Below are 21,641 nucleotides of genomic sequence, written 5' to 3'. Positions count from 1 at the left end.
GGTGGGTCGGCCTCGCGTTCAGTTCACCTCAGGCGGTGATCAGAACTTGCGGGGAGCCGGGGGCTTCACGGTGAACGAGTAGGTCTGGCCAGGGCCGGACATGACCGCGGTCAGGATCGCCGAGACGCCGCAGCCCTTCAGTTGCGGGAAGGTCGTCGTGCCCGAGAAGTTCAGGTTGCCATTGCCCAGTGAAGAGATCGGACCATCGAAGTCGATGGGGAACTCGACTGGCGTCACCGTCTTGCACGAACCGATCGGCAGACCCGACAGGGACGTGATCGTGATGTCGGCCTTGACCAGGCCATGAACGTGCAACTGGCCATCGTTGTCCAGCGACACCGTGCCGGTGGCCTCGCCCACAGGCGTGATCTTCATGCCGACCTGCGAGCCAATGCCCAGGATCTTGATCGACTGGCTGAAGTTCGGCACCGAGAGGGTGCCGGTCAGGCGTTGGGCCGTGATGTCCGTCTCGGCCGTGAAGGTCGAGGTGGTGGGCAGGTTCACGGTCTGACCCAGGGTCTTCAGGCCCACGCTGGCAACCAGAGGCCAGCTCTTGAGGGACACCACGAAGTTGCCCTTGTTGGGGTTGGCGGTCGATTTGGGCACGGCCGACAAGGTCAGGCAGCTGCTGGTCGCGCTCTTGCCATTGAAGCGGTCACCCAGCCAGGTCAGCACGGTGGGTGCGGCCTGGAACTGCGTCACGATGTGCTCGCTGGGGTACACGTCGAAGTACACATTGCTGAACTTGGCGCAGTACTTGCGCTTCAAATCCACGTGCTGTTCGATGGGGATGAACTCGTCGGCCTGGCCGTGGTACTGGTACATCGGCACGGGGACCTTGGTGGCGCCCAGGTTCTGCGCCTTCAGCGTGGCGTTGATCGCGGGCACGGCGATCAGCTGGTCCAGCGTCTGGTTGCCCACCGTGTACTCGGACAGGCTGTCATTCATCAGGTCGAACAGCGACTCGAACACGCACTGGTTCTTGGCACGGGCGATGGCGGCTTGGCCAGTGGCATTGGCCAGCGTGTCCAGCGGGATGGCGGTGGGGTATTGCTCGGCCAGGCCGACCACACCGCCGAACAGGAAGGAGGCGCCGTTGGAGCCGTCCAGGTACTTGGCCGTGGTGATGAAGTCAGCGGGGGTGCCGCCGGCGGCCACGCCCACCAGGTTCAGGCTGGGCACGTAGGTGGCCTTGCGTTCAGCGGCCCAGGAGGCGCTTTGGCCACCTTGCGAGTAACCCCAGATGGCAGTCTTGGCGGTGGCGCTCAGGCCCACCGACGGGATTTGGCTGGCCGCGCGGACGATGTCCAGCACGGCGTTGCCTTGCGAAGCACCGGCCAGGTAAGTGGGCGTGCTGCCGGTGGTGTAACCCGCGTAGTCGGAAACCAGAACCGCGTAACCGGCCTTCAGGGCGGCGGCGATGTTGGCGGCTTCATAGTCCTTGCCAGCGGCCATTTGCAGCGAAGGCGCGCAAGGTTGGGCCAGACCGTGGGTGCCCACGGCATATGAAACGATGGGGCGTTCACCCGTGCCCGCCCAGGCGGCCGTCGGGACCAGCACCGTGCCGGTGACCACGTTGGCAGCGCCCACCGAATCGGTGGACTGGTACATCACGTTCCAGGCCTTGACGGCTGGCGCCGTGGCACCCAGGTTGACGGTCGTGGTGCGGTAAGAGATCAGGTCACCATGGACGCCGGTGAGGCTGGCCGGGGCCGTGTAGAAGGCGATGCCGGATGGGCCGGCCGTGGGGGCCGCGTAGGCCGACGTCACCGCCAGGGCCATGGCAGCCAAAGGCAGTGCCAGAGCGGGGCGGCGAAAGAAGGTGGTCATCATGAGTCTCTCTCCATTTTGGTTCCGGCAACCTATCGGGGATCGATTACCAGCGATCGATTAATCGCATGGGGTCAGTTTGACAAACTGATTAAGCAGTTCATCAGAGGGTTTGCGCCAAGGTGAGCCGCCCTTTCACCCTTCCCCCCGCGAACACGGGCCTGGTAGTCAAAAGGGGGGCTAAAACGACAACCTAAGGGGTTTTCACAAGCATGGAAACACCCTTGCGACGGCTGGATGACCCCATACTCAAGGTGTCGATCAAATCAGCCATCGTCGTTGTCCAATTCCCAATGCCTTTGCAACCGCCACCCGCCGACGTGAAACCGCGCATGTACTCGGGCGTCCCGCTGGAGGAGCGCACCCGTTTGCGGCGGCGGCGGCTGATCGATGCGGGCATCGAGGTTTTTGGGCAGCAAGGGTTCGCGCGGGCCACCATGCGCGACATCTGCGCGCAATCACGCCTGAGCGAGCGCTATTTCTACGAATCCTTCAAGAGCACGCACGAGGTTTTCGACACCGTGTTCAAGCACTTGGTGCGCGACCTCATGGCCGCCGTCAGCGGCGCCATCATGCAGGCCCCACTGAATGAAGAAGCGCTTCTGGAATCGGGCCTGGGCGCCTTCTTGCGCTTCATCCGCGACGACCCGCGCCGCGTCCAGATCATCCTGATTGATGGCGTCTGGCGCGAGCAATCCAAGCTCCGCGAAGGCCAATCGGCGCTGCTGGTCTATCAGCAGGTCATCGAAACGCTGACGCAGGGCTTGCACCCACAGGTGAGCACCGAGATCGATTTGAAACTGGCCGCCAGCGGCCTGGTGGGCACGGCCGTCCACACGGCCATCGCGTGGTCCGACACGGGCTTCAAGGCCGACCTCGATTCGGTCGTCAAACACAACCTGTTCGCGTGGGCCGGCCTGAGGCGCTGGATGCAATTGACCGTGCCCGGCTCGGAAACGGTGCCCGCGCCCGACGACATCGTCGCCCACGTGCGCCAGGTTTTCAAGCCTGACTGATTCAGGCTCGCCTGGCCGCGGCCAGGCTGACCCGGTTGCGGCCACCGTGTTTGGCTTGGTACAGGGCCGCATCGGCCGCCGCGATCAGGTCGGATTCGGTCTGCCCGGCACCGGCCCGCGCGCTGGCCACACCCACGCTGACCGTCACCATGGCGGCCGTGTCTGATCCTTCGTGCCGAACCTGCAAGGCTTGCACGGCCAAGCGTATGCGCTCGGCCGCTTGCTGCGCCAGCTCGGCGCTGGTTTGCGGCAGCACCGCGATGAACTCCTCGCCACCGTAGCGGGCTACGAGGTCGCCAGGTCGGCGCAGGCAGGCCTGCATGACCTCGGCCACCTGGACCAGGCAACGGTCGCCGGCCGGGTGGCCATAGCGGTCGTTGTATTTCTTGAAGTGGTCCACGTCCAGCATGATCACGGCCACCTCGCCTTGCCCGTGCTGGGCCCGCTGCCAGGTCTGGCGCAAATACTCCTGCAGGTGGCGGCGGTTGTAGGCGCCGGTGAGCACGTCCACCCGGGCCAGGTTCTGCAAGCGTTGGTGCACCTCGTCCAGATCTTGCAGCAACTGCTTTTGCCGCAGAACCAGCAGGTAGCGCTTGCGCTCGTCGCGCTCCATGGCGTAGTTGGCCATCAGGGTGGAGACCACGGTGGCGCCGACCAGGGAGATGACGGGCAGGATCAGGCGCTCATTGAAAGCGGGCACCATCAGCACTCCACCAATGTGCATGGCCAGGATGGCCACAGAGCAAGCCAGCGCGTACCAGAAGCGCAGCCGCTGCACGATGTTGGCGTAAATGACCACCACCATCAGGCCCACGTGGTAGTACTGCCCCGTCGGGCTGCGGGTGGCGGCCAGGATGTAGGCCACGCAGGCCGCCGAGAACACGCCACTGACCAGCACCAGGCACTCCACCAGCATGGGCGGCACAGTGCGCAACACCCAGTCGCGGCCAAACCAGCCCAGCAGCAGCAAGGCGATGGCCAGGGGTGTGAACAGGCCCAGGCGGATCTTGACGGCCAGCTCGAACACGTCCGCCGCCATCAGATAGTCGGCCCAAAGGAAGCCATTGAACACGAAGAGCGAGAGGATCCCGCTGAGCACCAGATAGCGCAGGCGAGCCGGGGCGCCGTTGTTCAGGAATTGCTGCTCCAGGGCGGCAGGAAAGCGCATCCAGGAACAGCTGCGGTCGATCTGCGCCTGGGCCAACGCCACCTCGTCGTGCAACGCGGCGGAGGGGATCGGCTCGCCTGGCAAGGTCGCCAGGGGCTCGGGCGGCACCTGCGCCAGGTCTGACGATGGCTGGACATCGGCCGAGCACACCCGGTTGCGTCCGTCGCCCTTGGCCTGGTACAAGGCTTGATCGGCCGCGGCCATCAGCCCGGTCGGCGTGATGCCGTGGGCACCAGGACGCACGCTGGCCACCCCGATGCTCACCGTGACCGGGGTGGTGCCGCTGGCCACGCCAGCCCGCACCCGCTCGGCCGCCACCATGGCCGCCGGCAGGTCCGAGTGGCTCAACAGCGCGATGAACTCTTCGCCACCGTAGCGTGCCACCAGGTCTTCAGGCTGGCGCAGGCAATCCCGCAAAGCCTCGGCCACGGCCTGGAGGCAGGCATCACCGGCCGGGTGGCCATGCTCGTCGTTGTAGGCCTTGAAGTGGTCGATGTCGATCATCAGCAGGGCCGCGGCGTCACCGTCGTGGCTGGCGCGAGCCCAGGTGTGCTTCAGGAACTCGTCGAAATGACGGCGGTTGGCCAGCGAGGTCAAGGGATCGAAACGCGAGAGTCTCTCCAATTGCTGGTTGCCCTGCACCAGTTGGCGTTGCAGCCATTGCTCGTGCTCCAGCATCAGCCAGTTGGAGCGGTCTTCGTGCTCCAGCCAGTAGCTGCCATACAGCGTGAACACGATGACCGACACCATGACCAGCGTCATCGCGATCATGACCGCCGTGGGCGGGTTGGGCAGGGTCAAGGCGGCCCACGCGTACATCATCAGGATGACGGTGTCCACCAGCATGGCTTTCCAGAACCGCAGCTGCATCATGCCGCCATTGATCAACTGGACCATGCACAGGACGACCAGGTAAGACGGGGCCAACTCGTCCTGGCTGTTCAAGCACAGGTAGATCGTGACGGCGGCCCCCACCGGCCCCATGACCGCCGCAACCCATTCGCGCGCGGCGGAGCTCAGGTGTTTGATGCCAAGCAGCCAGAGCAAGCACAGGGGGGTGTAGAACAGCAAACGCAACTGCAGCGCGCTGCCGAACTGGTCGCGCACCATCAGCCAATCAGTGAGCAGGAGGCTGTTCCACAACAGCAACACCCAGAACACGCCACGGTGGATCAGCCGCAACCGTTCATCGGCACGGCCTTGCTGGTAGCGCCGCTCCAGATCGGCCGGGAAACGCAAACCCCCGAAGCCCTGCGACAGCGCGGTGGCGAACTCGCTGGTGGCCGACGCTCGGGGCTGCGCAGGCCCATCGGCCGCGCCGTCCATCAAGGGTTCGTTCGCATTGGCGGGCAACGGTGTGGGCGCCAGCTCAACCATGGTCAGCGGGATCCACAACGACACCCGCGCGTTTCAGGGCCAACAGTGACATGGTGGAAAACTGGCATCCGTCAGTGTGAGCACCAGTATCAGACGCCGAACCCCGGGAAAACCTGACGGGGCACCGCGCTGCATGACATATTGCCCGATTCCCGGGCTATTTCAGGGTCAGCGCACCAGCAGCACAGGCACCTTGGTGCGCGCCAGCACGCCGGTGGCCACCGACCCCAGCACCACATTGCCGATGAGCGAGCGGCCATGGGTGCCCATCACGATCAGGTCGGTCGGGTGTTTCTCGGCGAACTCCGCGACCATCTCGGCGGCATGGCCCTTGCGGCTGACCAACTGAACCTTCCAGCCCTTTTGGTCGGTGAATGCCTTGATGGGCCGCAGCACCTCCTGCGCGCAGTCTTCGTAGTAGGCATCGGCCATGGCGCGCTCCAGGAAGCCGGTCACGCCCGCAGGCAGCAGCGGCACCACCGTCAGGATGGTGAACTCGTGCTGGGGGCCCAGCAACTCATCGTGCGCAGCGATGTAGGCCAGCATGCGCTTGGTGTAGTCACTCCCATCGACGGGCATCAGGATGTTCATGCAGGGCTCCAAAGCGTTGAGGATGGGTGCATGTTAAGGCCCAGACGCTTGAGTTGATTGACGCGGGTCAAGCGTCAGCCCACCCGAAGCCAGACGCCGAATCAACATCACCGCAGGCCACAGCAAAAGGCCCACCAAGGCGCACACCAACGCCGCCTGGCCGCCAGGCCAGGCCAGGCTGAACAAGTCACGCAGCAGGGGCCAGGACAGGATCAGCGCCAACACCAGCCCGGCGCCCACCACCACGGCCCACATGGCAGGGTTGGCCAGCCCACCCGCCCGACGGCTCAGGATGAGCGCCACATTGCCCAGCACCAGGGTGGCAAAGCTCAGGGCCCTGATCTCTGCCGCCGCCTCGGTCTGGTGGCGCGCCCACTCATGAACCCACAGCACCGCCGACAGCAAGAGCAGGCCCTGAAAGACCCAGGGCCAGATGCCCGAGGCCCCAAAAAGGGAGGTGGGCCCACGCCTAGGCGGCGTCCGCATGGCCCGGGCCTCCTCGGGTTCGGCCTCGAACGCGACCGAACAGGCCGGATCGATCATCAGCTCCAGGAAAGCGACGTGGATGGGCAGCAACATCAAGGGCCCGCCCATCAGCACCGGGAACATGGCCAGCCCCGCAATGGGGATGTGAACGGCCACGACGTAGCCGCAGGCTTTCGTCAGGTTGGCATAGACACGGCGCCCCAGCCGAATCGCCTCGACGATGGATGAGAATCGGTCATCGGTCACGACCAGGTCGGCAGCTTCGCGGGCCACGTCGGTGCCCCGCCCGCCCATGGCGATGCCGATGTCGGCCGCGCGCAAAGCGGGCGCGTCGTTGACGCCATCGCCCGTCATGGCCACCACCTCGCCATGGGCCTGCAGCGCCCGGACGATGCGCAGCTTGAGCTGGGGCGTGGCGCGTGCGATGACATGCGTGCCAAGCATCTGCTCGCGCAACTGGGCGTCGTCCATCTGGGCCACCTCGGCCCCGGTCAGGCCACCCAGCGTGCCATCGGCCGCGCCGATCCCCGCCTGGCGCGCGATGCTGCTGGCGGTGGCCGGGTAGTCGCCGGTGATCATGATGACGCGGATGCCGGCCTGGCGGCATTGGGCCATGGCCTGGGGCACCTCGGCCCGCACCGGGTCGGCCAGGGCCAGCAGGCCGATGAACTCGAAATCGAAGTCATGCACCGACTCGGCCAGCGGGCCCGGTGGGGTCCGCGCACGCGCCACGCCCAGCACGCGCAGGCCTTGTCCCGCCATGCGCTGCACATGGGTCAGCAGCGCCTGGACCTCCTGGGGCGGCAGGTGGCACAGGCTGGCGATGGCTTCGGGGGCGCCCTTGGTGGCCACCAGTTGGTGATCGGCCCCCGGGGCCTGCCACACGCGCGAAACCGCCAGCAACTCCGGGGTCAAGGGGTATTCGCGCGCCAAGGTCCAGTCCTGGTGAAGCGATCCCGCTGGTTTGACCGCGTGGATGGCCACCTCCATGGGGTCGAAAGGCTCGCGGCGGCTGGCCAGCACCGCCAGGTCCACCAGCTCGGCAAACGGCGGTGGCCAGTCGCCGGACTCGTCCAGGGAGCACGCCTTGTCCAGTTGGCCCGCCAGGCCCAGCCGAACCACACGCATGCGGTTCTCGGTGAGGGTGCCGGTCTTGTCCACGCACAGCACCGTGGCCGCGCCCAGGGTTTCCAGCGCGGGCATGCGCCGTGTCAGCACGTTGTGGCGGGACATGCGCCAGGCCCCCAAGGCCAGGAAGATGGTCAGCACCACGGGGAACTCTTCGGGCAGCAAGGCCATGGACCAGGCGATGGCGGCCAGCATGGCCTGAACCCAGTCGCCACGGGTCAAACCCATGACCAGCAAGACCGCCACCCCCAGCACCAGCACGCCCGCCGCCACGCGCCGAACCATGTGGCGAGTGGCTTCCTGCAAAGGCGTGCGCACGGTTTCGATCAGGCTGAGCGCGCCACCAATGCGCCCGATCTCGCTGCGCGCGCCGGTCGCCAGCACCTGGGCAAAGCCCTGCCCTTGCACCACCAGGGCACCGGAGAACACACAACTGGCGCTGTCATCACCTGGTGACGTCATGGTCCAGGGGGCGGGCTGGTGGGTGGCCTGCTTGTCCACCGGCAGGGACTCGCCAGTGAGCAAGGATTCGTCGGTCTGCAGGTTGTTGGCCTGGACCAGCACGCCATCGGCGGGCACGCGGTCGCCCTCCAGCAGCACCATGAGATCACCGGGCACCAGCTCCTGGGCATCGATGCGCTGCCGCTGGCCATCGCGGATGACCAGGGCCTTCGGGCTGGCCAGGTCCTTGAGGGCATCCAGGGCCCGCTCGGTGCGCCGCTCCTGCACCAGGGTGATGCCCATGACGGCCACCACCGACACCATCAGGGCCAGGCCCTCTTGCCAGTCACCGATCAGGAAGTACAACAGCAGGCAGGCCATGAGCAGCAGGAACATGGGTTCGCGCGCCACCTCCAGCGCCGAACGCCACAGCGGCCGGGTCTTCTGGGTGGCCAGCGCGTTGGGCCCGTGGGTCTGGCGCAAGGCCAGGGCTTGCTCGGTGCTCAAGCCAGCCATGGGGGCAGGATGGACCGGGCCGGGCACGGTGCTCATCGCTAGCGCGTCAGCACGTATTGGCCTGGCGCATCGCCCAGCGGCGGCAGTCCCAACCTGGCGTTGCCCAATGAGGGCGGCCTCACCGCTTGGCCTGAATGGGCTGCCAACCAGCTCTGCCAGGCTGTCCACCATGAACCCTCGTGGTGTTCGGCCGTGTCGAGCCAGGTGTCGGGATCCATGTACTGGGCGCCCTCGGGACGGGTGCGCAACTGGTAGCTGCGGCCCGCGTGGCCGGGCTCGCTGACGATGCCCGCGTTGTGCCCGCCACTGGCCAGCGCGAAGGTCATGGGCGCGCTGGTCAGCAAGTGCAGCTTGTAGACCGAACGCCAGGGCGAGATGTGGTCCTTCACGGTGCCCACCGAGAAGATCGGCACGCTGATGTCGGACAAGGCCACCGGCCGGTCGCCCACCTCGTAGCTGCCATGGGACAGGTCGTTGTGCAGGTACAGGCTGCGCAGGTACTCCGAGTGCATGCGGTGCGGCATGCGCGTGACGTCCTGGTTCCACGACATCAGGTCGTTGAGCGGCTGGCGGGTGCCCAGCAGGTAGTCGCGCACCAGGCGCGACCACAGCAGATCGCGCGTGTTCAGGTAGGTGAAGCTGCCACCCATCTGCGGCCCTTGCAGCACGCCCTGCTCCCACATCAGGTCGTCCAGGTAGGTGAGCTGGCTGTCGTCGATGAACAGGGACAACTCGCCCGGCTCTTCAAAATCGGTTTGCGTGGCCAGCAGGCTCAGGGTGGCCAGGCCAGCCTCCCCATCGCGCGCCCAGGCGGCGGCCGCGATCGACAGCAAGGTACCGCCCAGGCAATAGCCCACGCCGTGCACCTGGCGGCCAGGCATCAGTTGCTTGACGGCTTTCATCGCGGCCACCGGCCCAAGCTGGAGGTAGTCGTCCATGCCCAGATCGCGGTCGGCCGCCGTGGGGTTGCGCCATGACAGGATGAACACCGTGTGCCCCTGCCCGACCAGGTAGCGCACCAACGAGTTGTGGGGCGACAGGTCCAGGATGTAGTACTTCATGATCCACGAGGGCACGATCAGGATCGGCTCGGGGTGGACCTTGGCGGTGGTGGGCGTGTACTGGATCAGCTCGATCAGGTGGTTGCGGAACACCACCTGGCCAGGCGTGGCCGCCACGTGCTGGCCCACCACGAATGATGCTGGGGCGGTGCCGTGCTCGTGCTTGAGCGCATGCGTCAGGTCCTCGGCCGCGTTGAAAGCACCACGCACCAGGTTCAAGCCCTGCTCGTTGAAGGTGGCAGCCAAGGCCTGCGGGTTGGTGGCCAGGAAGTTGGAAGGCGACAGCATGTCCAGCGCCTGCCGCGCATTGAAGGTCATCACGTCTTCGTGGTGCGGGGTCACGCCGCGCACGCCCGTGGTGGCGCAGTGCCACCACTGCTGCGTCAACAGGAAGCCCTGGGCCATCACGTTGAAGGGCCATTGCCGCCAGGCCGGATCGTCAAAGCGGTGATCCTGGGGCAAGGGCTCAATGCAAGGCGCCGTGGGGCTCGTGGTGGGCAATGCCACCTCGGCCAGCCGCAGGTATTGCTGGCGGGCCTTCTGGATCAAGGCCTGTTGCTTGCCGGGCGCGATGGCCAGGTGCACGGCCCAGTCCAGGTAAGCCAGCAAGAAGGCGGCCGGTGACAGGCCTTGGGTGAGGCGGCCCAGGGCCGCGTGGGCCGCCCGGTCCAGGTCCAACACGGCCGGGGGGGTGTGGGGATCGCGGGCGTCCATCAATGAGTGCATCCCTTCAGGGCGTGATCGCCACTTTCAGCACGCCATCGCGTTGATGGCCGAACAACTCGTAGGCCGCTTCGATGTCATCCAGCTTGAAGCGGTGCGTGACCATCGCGCTCAAATCGACCCGGCCGGATTCGATCACCGACATCAGGCGGCGCATGCGCTCAGAGCCACCCGGGCACAAGGAGGTGATGATCTTGTGGTCGCCCAGGCCCGCAGCGAAAGCGCCCAGCGGGATGGTGAGGTCGGTGGAGTACACGCCCAGGCTGGACAAGGTACCACCCGGGCGCAAGACTTTCAAGCAGGCCTCGAAGGTGGCTTGCGTGCCCAGGGCCTCGATGGCCACATCCACGCCGCGCCCGCCGGTCAGGCGCATGATTTCGTCCACCGGGTCCAGGCGGCTGGCGTCGATCACGTGGTCGGCGCCCATCTGGCTGGACACGGTCAAACGCTGAGCCAGGCGGTCCACGCCGATGATGGTGGTCGCCCCGCTCAGCTTGGCCCCGGCGGTGGCGCACAAGCCGATGGGGCCTTGCGCGAACACCGCCACGGTGTCGCCAATGCGGATGCCCGCACGCTCGGCGCCGCTGAAGCCGGTGGACATGATGTCCGGGCACATCAGCACCTGTTCATCGCTCAGACCATCGGGCACGGGCGCCAGGTTGGCCATGGCATCGGGCACCAGCAAATACTCGGCCTGGCAACCGTCGATGGTGTTGCCGAACTTCCAGCCGCCCATCAGTTTGAAGCCATGCGGCGTGCCCGCGCCATCTTGCGAACTCACGCCGCATTGGCAGGCGCTGCTCCAGCCACTGGGGGTGATGGCCCCGGCGATCACGCGCTGGCCTTCCTGGTAGCCGCGCACCGCCGAACCCAGCTTGTGGATGATGCCCACGGGTTCATGGCCGATGGTCAGGCCACGGGCCACCGGGTACTCGCCCTTGAGGATGTGCACGTCGGTGCCGCAGATGGTGGTGGTGCTGACCTTGATCAAGGCATCCAGAGGCCCCACATCGGGCACAGGTTTGTCGTCCAGCACGATGCGGCCAGGCTCCACGAAGATCGCTGCTTTCATCATCATGGCCATGGTGTGCTCCTGCCGGGTTCAAGGAAAGACCCAGTCTAGGCAAGCCCGGCCCGATCGTCCAGACTTAAGGTGCCCTGGCTTGACCAGCGTCAAGGACGGTGCTCAAAAGCCGCGTCAGTGCCTCGCTGCAATCGAGTTCCAGCTTGGCCGACAGCAGGGCATCGGCGCGGGTCGCCCCTTGGTTGATGGCGAGCACGGGCTTGCCCAGACGGTGGGCCTGCTCGGCAAAGCGAAAGCCCGAGTACACCGACAACGAGGAGCCGATCACCAGCAAGGCCGAGGCGCTTTCAATGGCCTGGCTGGCCGCCGCCACGCGGTCACGCGGCACGTTGTCACCGAAGAAGACGACATCGGGTTTGAGCACACCCTGGCAGGCGGGGCAGGTCGGCACCTGGAAGGCGGCGTAGTGCTGGTCTTCCAGGTGGGCATCGCCATCAGGCGCGGCTTGCACGGTTGCCGCAGGCATCGGGGCGAAATGAGTGTTGCAGGCCACCAGCCAGGCCTGCACCTGGGCGCGCGGGTAGCGCTGCTGGCACGACAGGCACAGCACCCGGGCAATGCTGCCGTGCAGCTCGATCACCGACTGGCTGCCAGCCTGGTGGTGCAGGCTGTCCACGTTCTGGGTGATCACCGTGCTGACCAGGCCCCGCGCTTCCAGCTGGGCAATGGCCTGGTGCCCCGCGTTGGGCTCGGCCCGTGACAAGGTCTGCCAACCCACGAAGCTGCGGGCCCAGTAGCGGCGGCGCATGGCCGGCAAACTCAAGAATTCCTGGTGCTGGATGGGCTTGGAATGCAGCCATTGCCCATGCCGATCACGGTAGGCGGGGATGCCGCTGCCTGTGCTCAGGCCCGCCCCGGTGAGGACCGCCCAAGGACCTGCGCCCAACAAAGCGAGCAGGGTCGCGATGTCGGGCGCAGGGGTCGTCAAATCGGCAGCGGGCATCCGGTCAGGATACCCGTTCCATGCTTCAGGCGGGCAAGGCGGGCAAGGCGGGCAAGGCGGGGTAGTCGGTGTAGCCGTGCGCGCCCACACCGCCGTACAGAGGTGCGTCGCTGAACAGCTCGTTCAGCGGGGCGTTTTCCTTGAAGCGACGCGGCAGGTCCGGGTTGGTCAGCATCAGGCGGCCAAAGGACACCAAGTCGGCCTTGCCGGAGGCGACCACGTCCACGGCCATGGCCTTGTCGTAGCCATTGTTCAGCATCCAGACGCCGTCGTACAGCTTGCGCAGCGCTTCGTAGTCAAAGGGGGCGATGTCACGCGGGCCGCCCGTGGCGCCTTCAACGATGTGGATGTAGACGGGCTTGAGCTTGTTCAACTCGCGCACCACGTGTTCGAACAGCGGTTGAGGATTGCTCTCGCTGGAATCGTTGACGGGTGAAACAGGCGACAGGCGCACGCCGACCTTGTCCGCACCGATTTCGTCGATGACGGCGGCCATCACTTCAACCAGGAAGCGGGCGCGGTTCTCGATGCTGCCACCGTAGCGGTCGGTGCGCTTGTTGGCGCCATCGCGCAGGAAGGCGTCCAGCAGGTAACCGTGGGCGCCATGGATCTCGATGCCGTCAAAGCCGGCTTCGATCGAATGGCGGGCGGCGGTGCGGAAGTCGTTGACGATGCCAGCGATCTCGTCGGTTTCCAACGCGCGGGGCACCGAGGTGTCGACATAGCCTGCGCCGGGGATGTAGGTCTTGGCCTTGGCCGCGATGGCCGAGGGGGCCACGGGTGCTTGCTCGCCGGGCTGGAAGGCCGTGTGCGACATGCGGCCGGTGTGCCACAGCTGCACGAAGATGCTGCCGCCACGGGCGTGCACCTCGTCGGTCACCTTCTTCCAGCCAGCGATCTGCTCGGGGCTGTGCACGCCGGGCGTGGCGTTGTAGCCCTGGGCTTGGGCCGACACCTGGGTGGCCTCGGCAATGATCAGGCCGACCGAGGCGCGCTGGGCGTAGTACTCGATGGTCAGTGGGCCGGGCACGTTGCCCGCTTCGGCGCGGTTGCGCGTCAAGGGGGCCATTACCATGCGGTTGGCCAGGGTGATGCCACCCAGTTGGAAAGGCTGGAACAGCGCGGCATCAGTGGAGGTGTGATCGGGGGCAGACATGCAATGGACTCCTGGTTGGGAAACGGGGGATGCCGCACAGGCGGCGACAGATGAGCGAAAGCCCGTGTGGTCAGGGCCGGAAGAATTTGTCGAGCAGGAGGTGACGCACTTCGTGCAAAGGCCGCACGCTGTGCTCGACCTTGCTGCGCAGCACGGCGCCCTCCCAGGCGTCCCAGTAGAAGCTGGCCAACACCGGGGCGGCCACGTCATCGCGGATTTCACCGGCTTGCTGGGCTTGCAGGATGAGGTCGGCCAAACGGTCGCGCCAATCGCGCAGCACATCAGACAGCACAAGGCGGCAGGTTTCGCTGGCTTCGACCACTTCGGCCGCGAAGTTGCCCACCAGGCAACCTTGGCAGCCGGTTTGCTCATGGTGCTGGATGAAGCGGCCAAACACATGGTGGATGGCGGCCAAGGGTGCCGGGGGCGCGTCTTTCAAGGCAGCGCTCCAGGCATCGCCCGTCCACTTGGCGTAGTTGCGCAGGATCTGCGCGGCAAAGGCTTCTTTGCTGTCGAAGTGGTTGTAGAACGAGCCCTTGGGCACCCCGGCCTTGTCGGTGATCTGCTGGATGCCGGTGGCGTTGTAGCCCTGCAGTTGGAACAAGGCATAGCCCGCGTCGCTCAAGCGGCGGGGGATGTCGGTGGGGTCTGCGGTGCGGGCCATGCACAAACTATATGACCGGTCGTCTTGGAATGATTGGGGACCCGTTTTAGGCACTGCTGGGCGCAGGGTTTTACCCAGACGACAATGCGGCCCATGCACCACACCCACCTGCTCTCGCTGACGCGCCGCCACCCTTCGGCCATCTTGCTGGTCGTTCAATTGGTGGGCCTGCTGCTGTACCCACTGCTGGAGACCACCCCGGGCGGGCCACTGGTCCTGGGCGCCTTCGGCATCACGGTGCTCGTCATCACCACCGGCATGGTCGGCCGCACACCCGGCCACACTTGGATCAGCGCCTGCATTGCTTTGCCCGCCATCGTGCTGCTGGTGCTGCAATCCACGATGGACATGCCATGGCTGCTGCCGTGGTCGGCCGCGCTGGAAGCGGTGTTTTATTTCTACGCGGCCGGCAGCCTGATCGCCTACATGATGAAAGACATGCACGCGACGACCGACGAGCTATTCGCGGCAGGCGCCACCTTCACCTTGCTGGCCTGGGGCTTCACCTACTTGTTCGTGCTGCTGCAGGAGTTGCAGCCCGGCAGCTTCGCGGCGGCCGTGAACGCCGAAGCGCCGCGCACCTGGACCGAGCTGATGTTCCTCAGCTTTGCTTTGCTGTCCAGCACGGGCATTGGCGACGTGATCCCGATCAGGCCAGTGGCACGCGCCTTGGCCTCGCTGGAGATGTTCGCCGGGATCATCTACCTGGCGGCGGTGGTCTCGCGGCTGATCGGGCTGACCTTGCTGAGGCGCTGAGCGAACAACCCGACCGTGCCAAGCTCCCGTGATCAAGGGATTGGCGTGTAAACGAATGTAACGGATAGTGCGGGCACGAGCAGGCCAGGGTGGCGGCTTGATCCGGCCCATGACCCTCCCCCGTTGCCAATGCCCCGCTTTGTCCTTGCCTTGCTGTTGATCCTGCAGACCGTGCTGGCGCATGCGCAGCCCGCGGCCCTGAGGGGGCTGGCACTGGTGGACCACCACGGGCAGGCGCTCATCCCAGAGACGCTCACCGGCCGACCAGTGCTGCTTCACTTCGTGTTCACCACATGCGCCAGCACCTGCCCGGCGCAAGTTCATGAGCTGGCCGAACTCCATGCCCAACTGCCGACGCCAGTCAGGCAGCGGCTGGCCATGCTGTCGGTGACGGTCGACCCGCTCAGCGACACGCCCGCCACGCTCAAGGCTTATGCCCGGCGGCTGGGCGCGGACCGCCCTGGCTGGCGCTTCGTCACCGGCCCGCCAGCGGCAGTGCAGACCCTGGTCGACCGCATGCAGGCCCTCAACACGCGCAGCTTGCCCGCCCGCCCCTCAGACCACCGCACATCCCTGTACCTCTTCGACACGCAGGGCGTGCTGATCCAGCGCTTCAACGGCGTCCCGGTGGACCGGCCACGCCTGCTCCACGAAATCGCACTGGCCGCGCGACAGCCCCGCGGCCCACTCACCGCCTCATCCAGATGAACACACGCACGCTGCCCGATCTGGCCAAACATCTGCTGGCCACCTTCGCTGTCCTGACACTCATGACGGCTTGCGGCGGAGGGGACGACACCACCACCCCCAGCAGCGCCGGCTCATCCGACACGGCATCGGGCCGCCTGCGGGCCATGGCGGTGGCATCGGGCAGCGTGGCCACCAGCCTGAGCGTGCCCATCGCACCGATCGAAGACCCGCTGATGCAGAACCTCGCCATCCCCGCCGATGCCGCCACCCGCGGCATGTGGGGCGGCACCAAGGCCTGGCCCATGAACGGCCTGCACGCGGCCCTGCTGCCCGATGGCCGGGTGCTCACCTATGGCACGCCCAAGAACACGCCCGACACCCAGAATGGCCGCACTGACGACCTGTGGACGCCCTCGCTGGGCTTCACCGACGCGGCGCACCAGTCCACCTACAACGCCAATTACCTCGACAGCTTCTGCAACACGGCGGCCTGGCTGGCCGATGGTCGGCTCATGCTCAGCGGCGGCAACTCGCCGGTGAACAGCGCCTTCTTCAGCCCCTCCGCGTCCAGCCGAGCCAACGATCTCTTCGCCCTGGCCGACCAGCGCTGGTACGCCACCTTGCTGCCCCTGCCCGATGGCCGCATGGTGATGCTGGGCGGCATGGACCCGTACCAGGAAGGCATGGTGGACAACCCGGAGACGGCCATCGCCAATGGCACCGTGTCGATGACCCCCGAGATCTACAAACCAGGCACGGGCTGGACCAGCCTGGGCGGGGCCCGCAGCCGCGATGCCTTTGGCCCGGACTACCTGCGCGCGTCTTACCCACGCGCCTGGGTCGCACCGAATGGCAAGATCTTCGGCATCTCGGCCGAAACGCTGTGGAGCCTGGACGTCCACGCCAACACTGGGACCGGTGCCATCACCGTGCTGGGCAAGTTCAAGACCCCGGCCAGTACAACGGCACCGGTCAATGTGGGCGCCACCAGTTCGGCCGTGATGTACGCACCGGGCAAAATACTGCAGGTGGGGGGCAATGGCTACTTCAATGGCGATGGCTACCCGGCCAGCAACAAGGCCAGCCTCATCGACATCAACGGCGCCACGCCGGTGGTGACCGAAACGGCGGCCATGGCCCTGCCACGCCGCTACGTCAACACAGTGGTGCTGCCTGACGGCAAGGTGTTGGCCACGGGCGGCACCAAGCTTGGCAACAACGGTGGGGCCGACGCCGTCTATGCGGCCGAGATCTGGAACCCGGCCACCGGCACCTGGACCACGGGCGCCAGCGCCGCGCAGATCCGGGTCTACCACTCGGCCACACTGCTGCTGCCCAATGGCACGGTGTTGTCCACCGGTGGCGGCGCGCCAGGCCCGGTGAACAACCTGAACGCCGAGGTCTACTACCCGCCCTACCTGTTCACCACGGTGGGCGGTGCAGCGCAACTGGCCCCGCGCCCGGCGTTGATTGGCATCAGCGCCAAGTCCTTCAACGCGGGCGGGACTGTGGTCTTGCAGATGAGCGACAGCACCGCCATGGCGCGCCTGGTGCTGATCGCCAACGGCACGGTCACGCATTCGTTCAACAATGGACAGCGCTTCATCGAGTTGGCCTTCACGCAATCCGGCGACATGCTGACGGCCACCTTGCCGGCCAGTGCCAATGTGGTCCCGCCAGGCTATTACCAACTGGCCGTGCTGAACGCCAACGGCGTGCCCTCGGTAGCCACCACCGTGGCCATCGGCATGTCGGTCAAGTCCGCGGCAGAGACACCCGCCCTTGCCGTGGGCAGCAGCTATGCGCTGTCCACCCTCACACCAGCCAACTACGCCATGGCCACCGATGCCACCGGCCTGGGCGTCATCGTCCCGGCGGCCACGGCAGACACCGCGCCGGCCAACGCACAATTCACCGTGCGTGCCGGTTTGGCCGACGCGGCCTGCGTGTCACTGGAATCCACCGCGCAACCAGGCAAGTTCATGCGCCATGCCAATTACCGGCTGCAGTTGGGGGCCAACGACGGCTCGGCCCTGTTCGCCAATGACGCCACCTTCTGCCGCGAACCTGGGCTGGCCGGCTCGGGGCTGACACTGCGCTCGAAGAACTTCCCTGGCTACGTGGTGCACCACCGCAATGGGCAGCTTTGGCTGGACACCCAGGCCAGCGACACCGATTTTGCCAACACCGCCAGCTTCCTGCCCCGCGCGCCCGCAGGCGGCACCGCGCTGCCCCCGCTGGCCAGCACCGCAATCGCGGCCACGGCCATTGGCAGTGGCGCCACCGCCAGCTACTCGGTCAGCAGCCTGGAAGCCGAAGGCCTGAGCTTTGCCTGGGACTTTGGCGATGGCGGCAGCAGCGCCTACAGCGACAGCGGCAGCGTGAACCACGCCTACAACGCCCCTGGCCTGTACACCGTGACGCTGACAGCACGCACGGCCGATGGCCGCACCGCCAGCAAGGTGTTTGTGCAGGCGGTCTATGGCGTGCGCACCGGCAACACACCACGCGCGTCCAGCGCCCTGCTGCTGGAGCCGCGCGGCACAGGCGCGGCCCGGCTGTGGGTGGTCAACCCGGACAACGACACGGTCAGCGTCTTCGACACCAGCGCCGGCGGCAAGCTCAAGGAGATTGCCACTGGCGCCGCCCCGCGCACCGTGGCCCTCGCAGCCGACGGCTCGGTGTGGGTCAGCAACCGTGACAGCGCCAGCATCTCGGTCATCAACCCCGGCACCCTGGCCGTCAGCAACACCATCAAGCTGCCCCGAGCCTCGCAGCCCTGGGGCCTGGTCATCGCGCCCGATGGTTACGCCTACATCAGCCTGTCCGCCACCGGCCAGGTGCTCAAGCTCAATGGCAGCACCGGCACCACCGTGGCCACACTGTCGGTCGGCAACAGCCCGCGCCACCTCTCCGTGAGCGCGGACTCGGCCACGGTGCTGGTCTCGCGCTTCATCACCGCCCCCATGGTGGGGGAAGGCACCGCCACGATCGACACCAACAGCGGAGGCGGTGAGGTGTGGATGGTCAATGCTGGCGACCTCACGCTGCGCCAGACAAGCAGGCTGGCCTACAGCAACAAAGCCGACACAGAGACCACGGGCAGCGGCCTGCCCAACTACCTGGGCCCGGCCGTGATCTCGCCCGACGGCCAGACCGCCTGGGTCCCCTCCAAGCAGGACAACGTGGCGCGCGGCATGCTGCGCAACGGACAAGGCCTGAACTTCCAGAACACGGTGCGCGCCATCAGCAGCCGCATCAGCCTGGCCACAGGCCTGGAAGACCGCGCCATGCGCGCGGACCATGACAACAGCAGCCTGGCCTCAGCCGCCGTCTTCGACCCCACCGGCACCTACCTTTTCGTGGCGCTGGAGACCAGCCGCGAGGTGGCGGTGCTGGACGCGGCCAAAGGCTCACAACTCTTCCGCATCAACGTGGGCCTGGCGCCTCAAGGCCTGACGGTGTCGGCCGATGGCCAGCGCCTGTATGTGCACAACTTCATGGGCCGCAACGTGAGCGTGGTCAACCTGGGCCCGCTGGTGAACAACGGTGAGCTGGCCAGCACGCTGGCGGCCACCTGGACCAGCGTGGGCACTGAAAAGCTCGGTGCTACCGTGCTGTTGGGCAAACAGCTTTTCCACGATGCCCGCGACACCCGACTGGCCCGCGACGCCTACATGAGCTGCGCCAGTTGCCACAACGATGGCGAGCATGATGGCCGCACCTGGGACCTGAGCAACCACAACGAAGGGCTGCGCAACACCCTCTCGCTGCGCGGCCATGCGGGCATGGGCCAGGGCCTGCTGCACTGGAGCGGCAACTTCGACGAAGTGCAGGACTTCGAGAAGCAGATCCGCGACCTGGCGGGCGGCACGGGCCTGATGAGCGACGCCGCCTACAACACCGGCACGCGCAACCAGCCCATGGGCACCGCCAAGGCCGGCGTCAGCGCCGATCTGGATGCTTTGGCCGCGTACGTCACCTCTTTGTCGACGTTCGATTCCAGCCCCCTGCGCCCTGCCGCGGGCACGCTGAGCGCGGCCGCCCTGGCGGGCAAGGCGGTGTTCGCCAACGCTGCCTGCGCAGCCTGCCATGGTGGCCCGGCCTTCACCTCCAGCGCGCTCAGCGGCGGCATGCGCAGCATCGGCACACTCAAGGCCAGCAGCGGAAACAGGCTGGGCGCTGCGCTGACCGGCCTGGACGTGCCCACACTGCGCGGTCTCTGGGCCACGGCGCCCTACCTGCATGATGGCAGCGCACCCACGCTGGCGGCGGCCGTGCAGGCCCACGCCGGCAACACCGTGACGAGTACTGAGCTGGGCAACCTGGTCGCCTACCTTCAGCAGATCGATGGTGACGAGGCGGCCCCTCCTGACCCGCTGGGCGATGGCGTTTACCGGCTGCTCAACAAAAACAGTGGCATGGCTTTGAGCATCACCAACGCATCGACGTCCAACTCGGCCACGGCCAACCAGTTGCCCTGGGCCGGCACCAACAACCAGCGCTGGAAGCTCATCAACCTGGGCAGCGGCAAGTACCAGTTGACCGCGCAGCACAGCGCCAAGCGCCTTGAGGTGGGCGGCTGCAGCACCGCCGAGGGTGGCACCGTTCAGCAATACACCGCCACCACCTCACGCTGCCAGACCTGGTTGCTCACGGCCGTGGGCGATGGCAGCTACCGCGTGATCAACAGCAACAGCAACAAGGTGATCGAGGTCACCGGGTCCTCAACCACCAGCGGCGCCAAGGTCAAGCAACGCACCTGGGTCGGCACCAACAACCAGAAGTGGACCATCTCCCCGGTCAGCAGCCACTACATCGCCGCGGGCAACTACCGACTGACGCCCAGCCACAGCGGCAAGGCACTCGACGTGGCGGGCGTGGCCGTGGCCAGTGGCGCCAATGTGACGCAGTGGGCCTGGCTGGCCGGCGCCAACCAGAAATGGGCCATCACGGCATCGGCCGACGGCTTCTATGAATTGAGCCCCACCCATGCCGCAGGCATGCGCCTGGAAGTGGCCGCGGGCGGCCTGCTCAACGCCCACAATGTGCAGCAAGGCTGGGCCAGTGGCACGGCGGCGCAGCGCTGGAGCTTTGAAGTGCAGGCCGATGGCAGCCATCGCCTGGTTAACCGCAACAGTGGCCTGTCTCTGGAGGTGGCCGGTGCGAGCACCGCCGATGGCGCCAATGTGCAGCAGGGACTCTGGTCAGGCGCAGCCAACCAGAAGTGGAAGTTGGTGAAACAGTGAATCGGCGGGCGGCGAGGGCTTAGCCCGCCAAGCCCGCGAACACGTTCTGCACGTCTTCGTTGGCGTCCAGCGCGGCCAGGAAGGCCTCCACCTCTTCCAGATCAGCAGCGCTCAGGCTGGCGGGGTCAACGGGGTTCTTGGGCTTGTAGCCCAGCTTGGCCGACAGCACCGTGAAGCCCTGCGCAGGCAAGGCGCGGCTGACCAAATCAAGGTCGGTCGGATCGGTCAGGAACACGGTGGTGCCGTCTTCTTCGCCCGCTTCGAAATCCTGCGCACCGGCTTCGATGGCGGCCAGTTCGGGATCGGCGCCCTTGGCTGCGGGCTCGGCCTCGATCATGCCCACGTGGTCAAAATCCCAGGCCACCGAACCCGAGGTGCCCAACTGCCCCTTGCGGAACAGCACGCGCATCTCGGACGCCGCGCGGTTCACGTTGTCGGTCAGGCATTCCACCATCACCGGCACGCGGTGCGGCGCAAAGCCTTCGTACACCACGTGTTCAAAGTGAACGGCCTCGCCCGTCAGGCCCGCGCCCTTCTTGATCGCGCGGTCCAGCGTGTCTTTGGGCATGGAGACCTTGCGGGCCTGCTCCACCACCAGGCGCAAACGCGAGTTGGCGGCCGGGTCGGCGCCATGGCGCGCGGCGATCATGATGTCCTTGGACAGCTTGCCAAACAGCCTGCCTTTGGCGTTGGCGGCCAGGTCCTTGTGTTTTGCTTTCCACTGCGCGCCCATGTTGGATCGTCCTTTGCGTTGCTGGGTTT

Annotated in this window: 14 protein-coding genes; 4 read left to right on the top strand and 10 right to left on the bottom strand. The window is 66.4% G+C overall.

The window, feature by feature from the left end:
• Positions 1-39 precede the first annotated feature (39 nt).
• Positions 40-1,833: a lipase family protein gene (locus Q7V20_RS03220; protein WP_304787110.1), complete on the bottom strand. Its 1,794-nt coding sequence runs from the start codon at positions 1,831-1,833 to the stop codon at positions 40-42.
• A 209-nt stretch (positions 1,834-2,042) separates the two neighbouring features.
• Here Q7V20_RS03220 and Q7V20_RS03215 point away from each other — a divergent pair, with 209 nt between their 5' ends.
• Positions 2,043-2,846, top strand: coding sequence for a TetR/AcrR family transcriptional regulator (locus Q7V20_RS03215; RefSeq protein WP_304787108.1), 804 nt, complete (start codon positions 2,043-2,045; stop codon positions 2,844-2,846).
• Between the two features lies 1 nt (position 2,847).
• Here the strand turns inward: Q7V20_RS03215 and Q7V20_RS03210 are convergent, their stop codons facing one another.
• The 8 genes from Q7V20_RS03210 to Q7V20_RS03175 form a co-directional block, all read right to left on the bottom strand.
• Positions 2,848-5,415, bottom strand: coding sequence for a diguanylate cyclase domain-containing protein (locus Q7V20_RS03210; protein ID WP_304787106.1), 2,568 nt, complete (start codon positions 5,413-5,415; stop codon positions 2,848-2,850).
• A gap of 144 nt (positions 5,416-5,559) precedes the next feature.
• Positions 5,560-5,982 carry a universal stress protein gene (locus tag Q7V20_RS03205; protein ID WP_304787104.1) on the bottom strand — a complete coding sequence of 141 codons (423 nt, stop codon included), beginning with the start codon at positions 5,980-5,982 and terminating at the stop codon, positions 5,560-5,562.
• A gap of 33 nt (positions 5,983-6,015) precedes the next feature.
• Positions 6,016-8,589, bottom strand: a complete 2,574-nt coding sequence (locus tag Q7V20_RS03200; RefSeq protein WP_304787101.1) for a cation-translocating P-type ATPase — start codon at positions 8,587-8,589, stop codon at positions 6,016-6,018.
• Between the two features lie 2 nt (positions 8,590-8,591).
• On the bottom strand, positions 8,592-10,328 hold the full coding sequence (locus Q7V20_RS03195) for an alpha/beta hydrolase (RefSeq protein WP_304787099.1): 1,737 nt from the start codon (positions 10,326-10,328) through the stop codon (positions 8,592-8,594).
• 16 nt (positions 10,329-10,344) lie between these two features.
• Positions 10,345-11,421 carry an NAD(P)-dependent alcohol dehydrogenase gene (locus Q7V20_RS03190; RefSeq protein ID WP_304787097.1) on the bottom strand — a complete coding sequence of 359 codons (1,077 nt, stop codon included), beginning with the start codon at positions 11,419-11,421 and terminating at the stop codon, positions 10,345-10,347.
• 64 nt (positions 11,422-11,485) lie between these two features.
• Complete coding sequence (locus Q7V20_RS03185; RefSeq protein WP_304787095.1) at positions 11,486-12,364, bottom strand: NAD-dependent protein deacetylase; 879 nt, start codon at positions 12,362-12,364, stop codon at positions 11,486-11,488.
• Between the two features lie 25 nt (positions 12,365-12,389).
• Positions 12,390-13,520, bottom strand: coding sequence for an alkene reductase (locus Q7V20_RS03180; RefSeq protein WP_304787093.1), 1,131 nt, complete (start codon positions 13,518-13,520; stop codon positions 12,390-12,392).
• A gap of 70 nt (positions 13,521-13,590) precedes the next feature.
• Positions 13,591-14,184: a TetR/AcrR family transcriptional regulator gene (locus tag Q7V20_RS03175; RefSeq protein WP_304787091.1), complete on the bottom strand. Its 594-nt coding sequence runs from the start codon at positions 14,182-14,184 to the stop codon at positions 13,591-13,593.
• 93 nt (positions 14,185-14,277) lie between these two features.
• Between Q7V20_RS03175 and Q7V20_RS03170 the strand changes: the two genes are divergently transcribed.
• From Q7V20_RS03170 to Q7V20_RS03160, 3 genes are all read left to right on the top strand, one after another.
• Positions 14,278-14,940: an ion channel gene (locus tag Q7V20_RS03170; RefSeq protein ID WP_304787089.1), complete on the top strand. Its 663-nt coding sequence runs from the start codon at positions 14,278-14,280 to the stop codon at positions 14,938-14,940.
• Positions 14,941-15,090: 150 nt separating this feature from the next.
• On the top strand, positions 15,091-15,648 hold the full coding sequence (locus Q7V20_RS03165; protein WP_304787087.1) for an SCO family protein: 558 nt from the start codon (positions 15,091-15,093) through the stop codon (positions 15,646-15,648).
• Positions 15,645-20,879, top strand: coding sequence for an RICIN domain-containing protein (locus tag Q7V20_RS03160; RefSeq protein WP_304787085.1), 5,235 nt, complete (start codon positions 15,645-15,647; stop codon positions 20,877-20,879). Before Q7V20_RS03165 ends, Q7V20_RS03160 begins: the two co-directional genes overlap by 4 nt.
• 19 nt (positions 20,880-20,898) lie before the next feature.
• Here Q7V20_RS03160 and Q7V20_RS03155 read toward each other — a convergent pair whose 3' ends face one another.
• Positions 20,899-21,612, bottom strand: coding sequence for a YebC/PmpR family DNA-binding transcriptional regulator (locus Q7V20_RS03155; RefSeq protein ID WP_304787083.1), 714 nt, complete (start codon positions 21,610-21,612; stop codon positions 20,899-20,901).
• Between the last annotated feature and the right edge of the window lie 29 nt (positions 21,613-21,641).

This window comes from Aquabacterium sp., from assembly GCF_030652515.1.
Classification (GTDB): domain Bacteria; phylum Pseudomonadota; class Gammaproteobacteria; order Burkholderiales; family Burkholderiaceae_C; genus Aquabacterium.
This window is presented reverse-complemented; position numbering and strand designations above follow the sequence as displayed.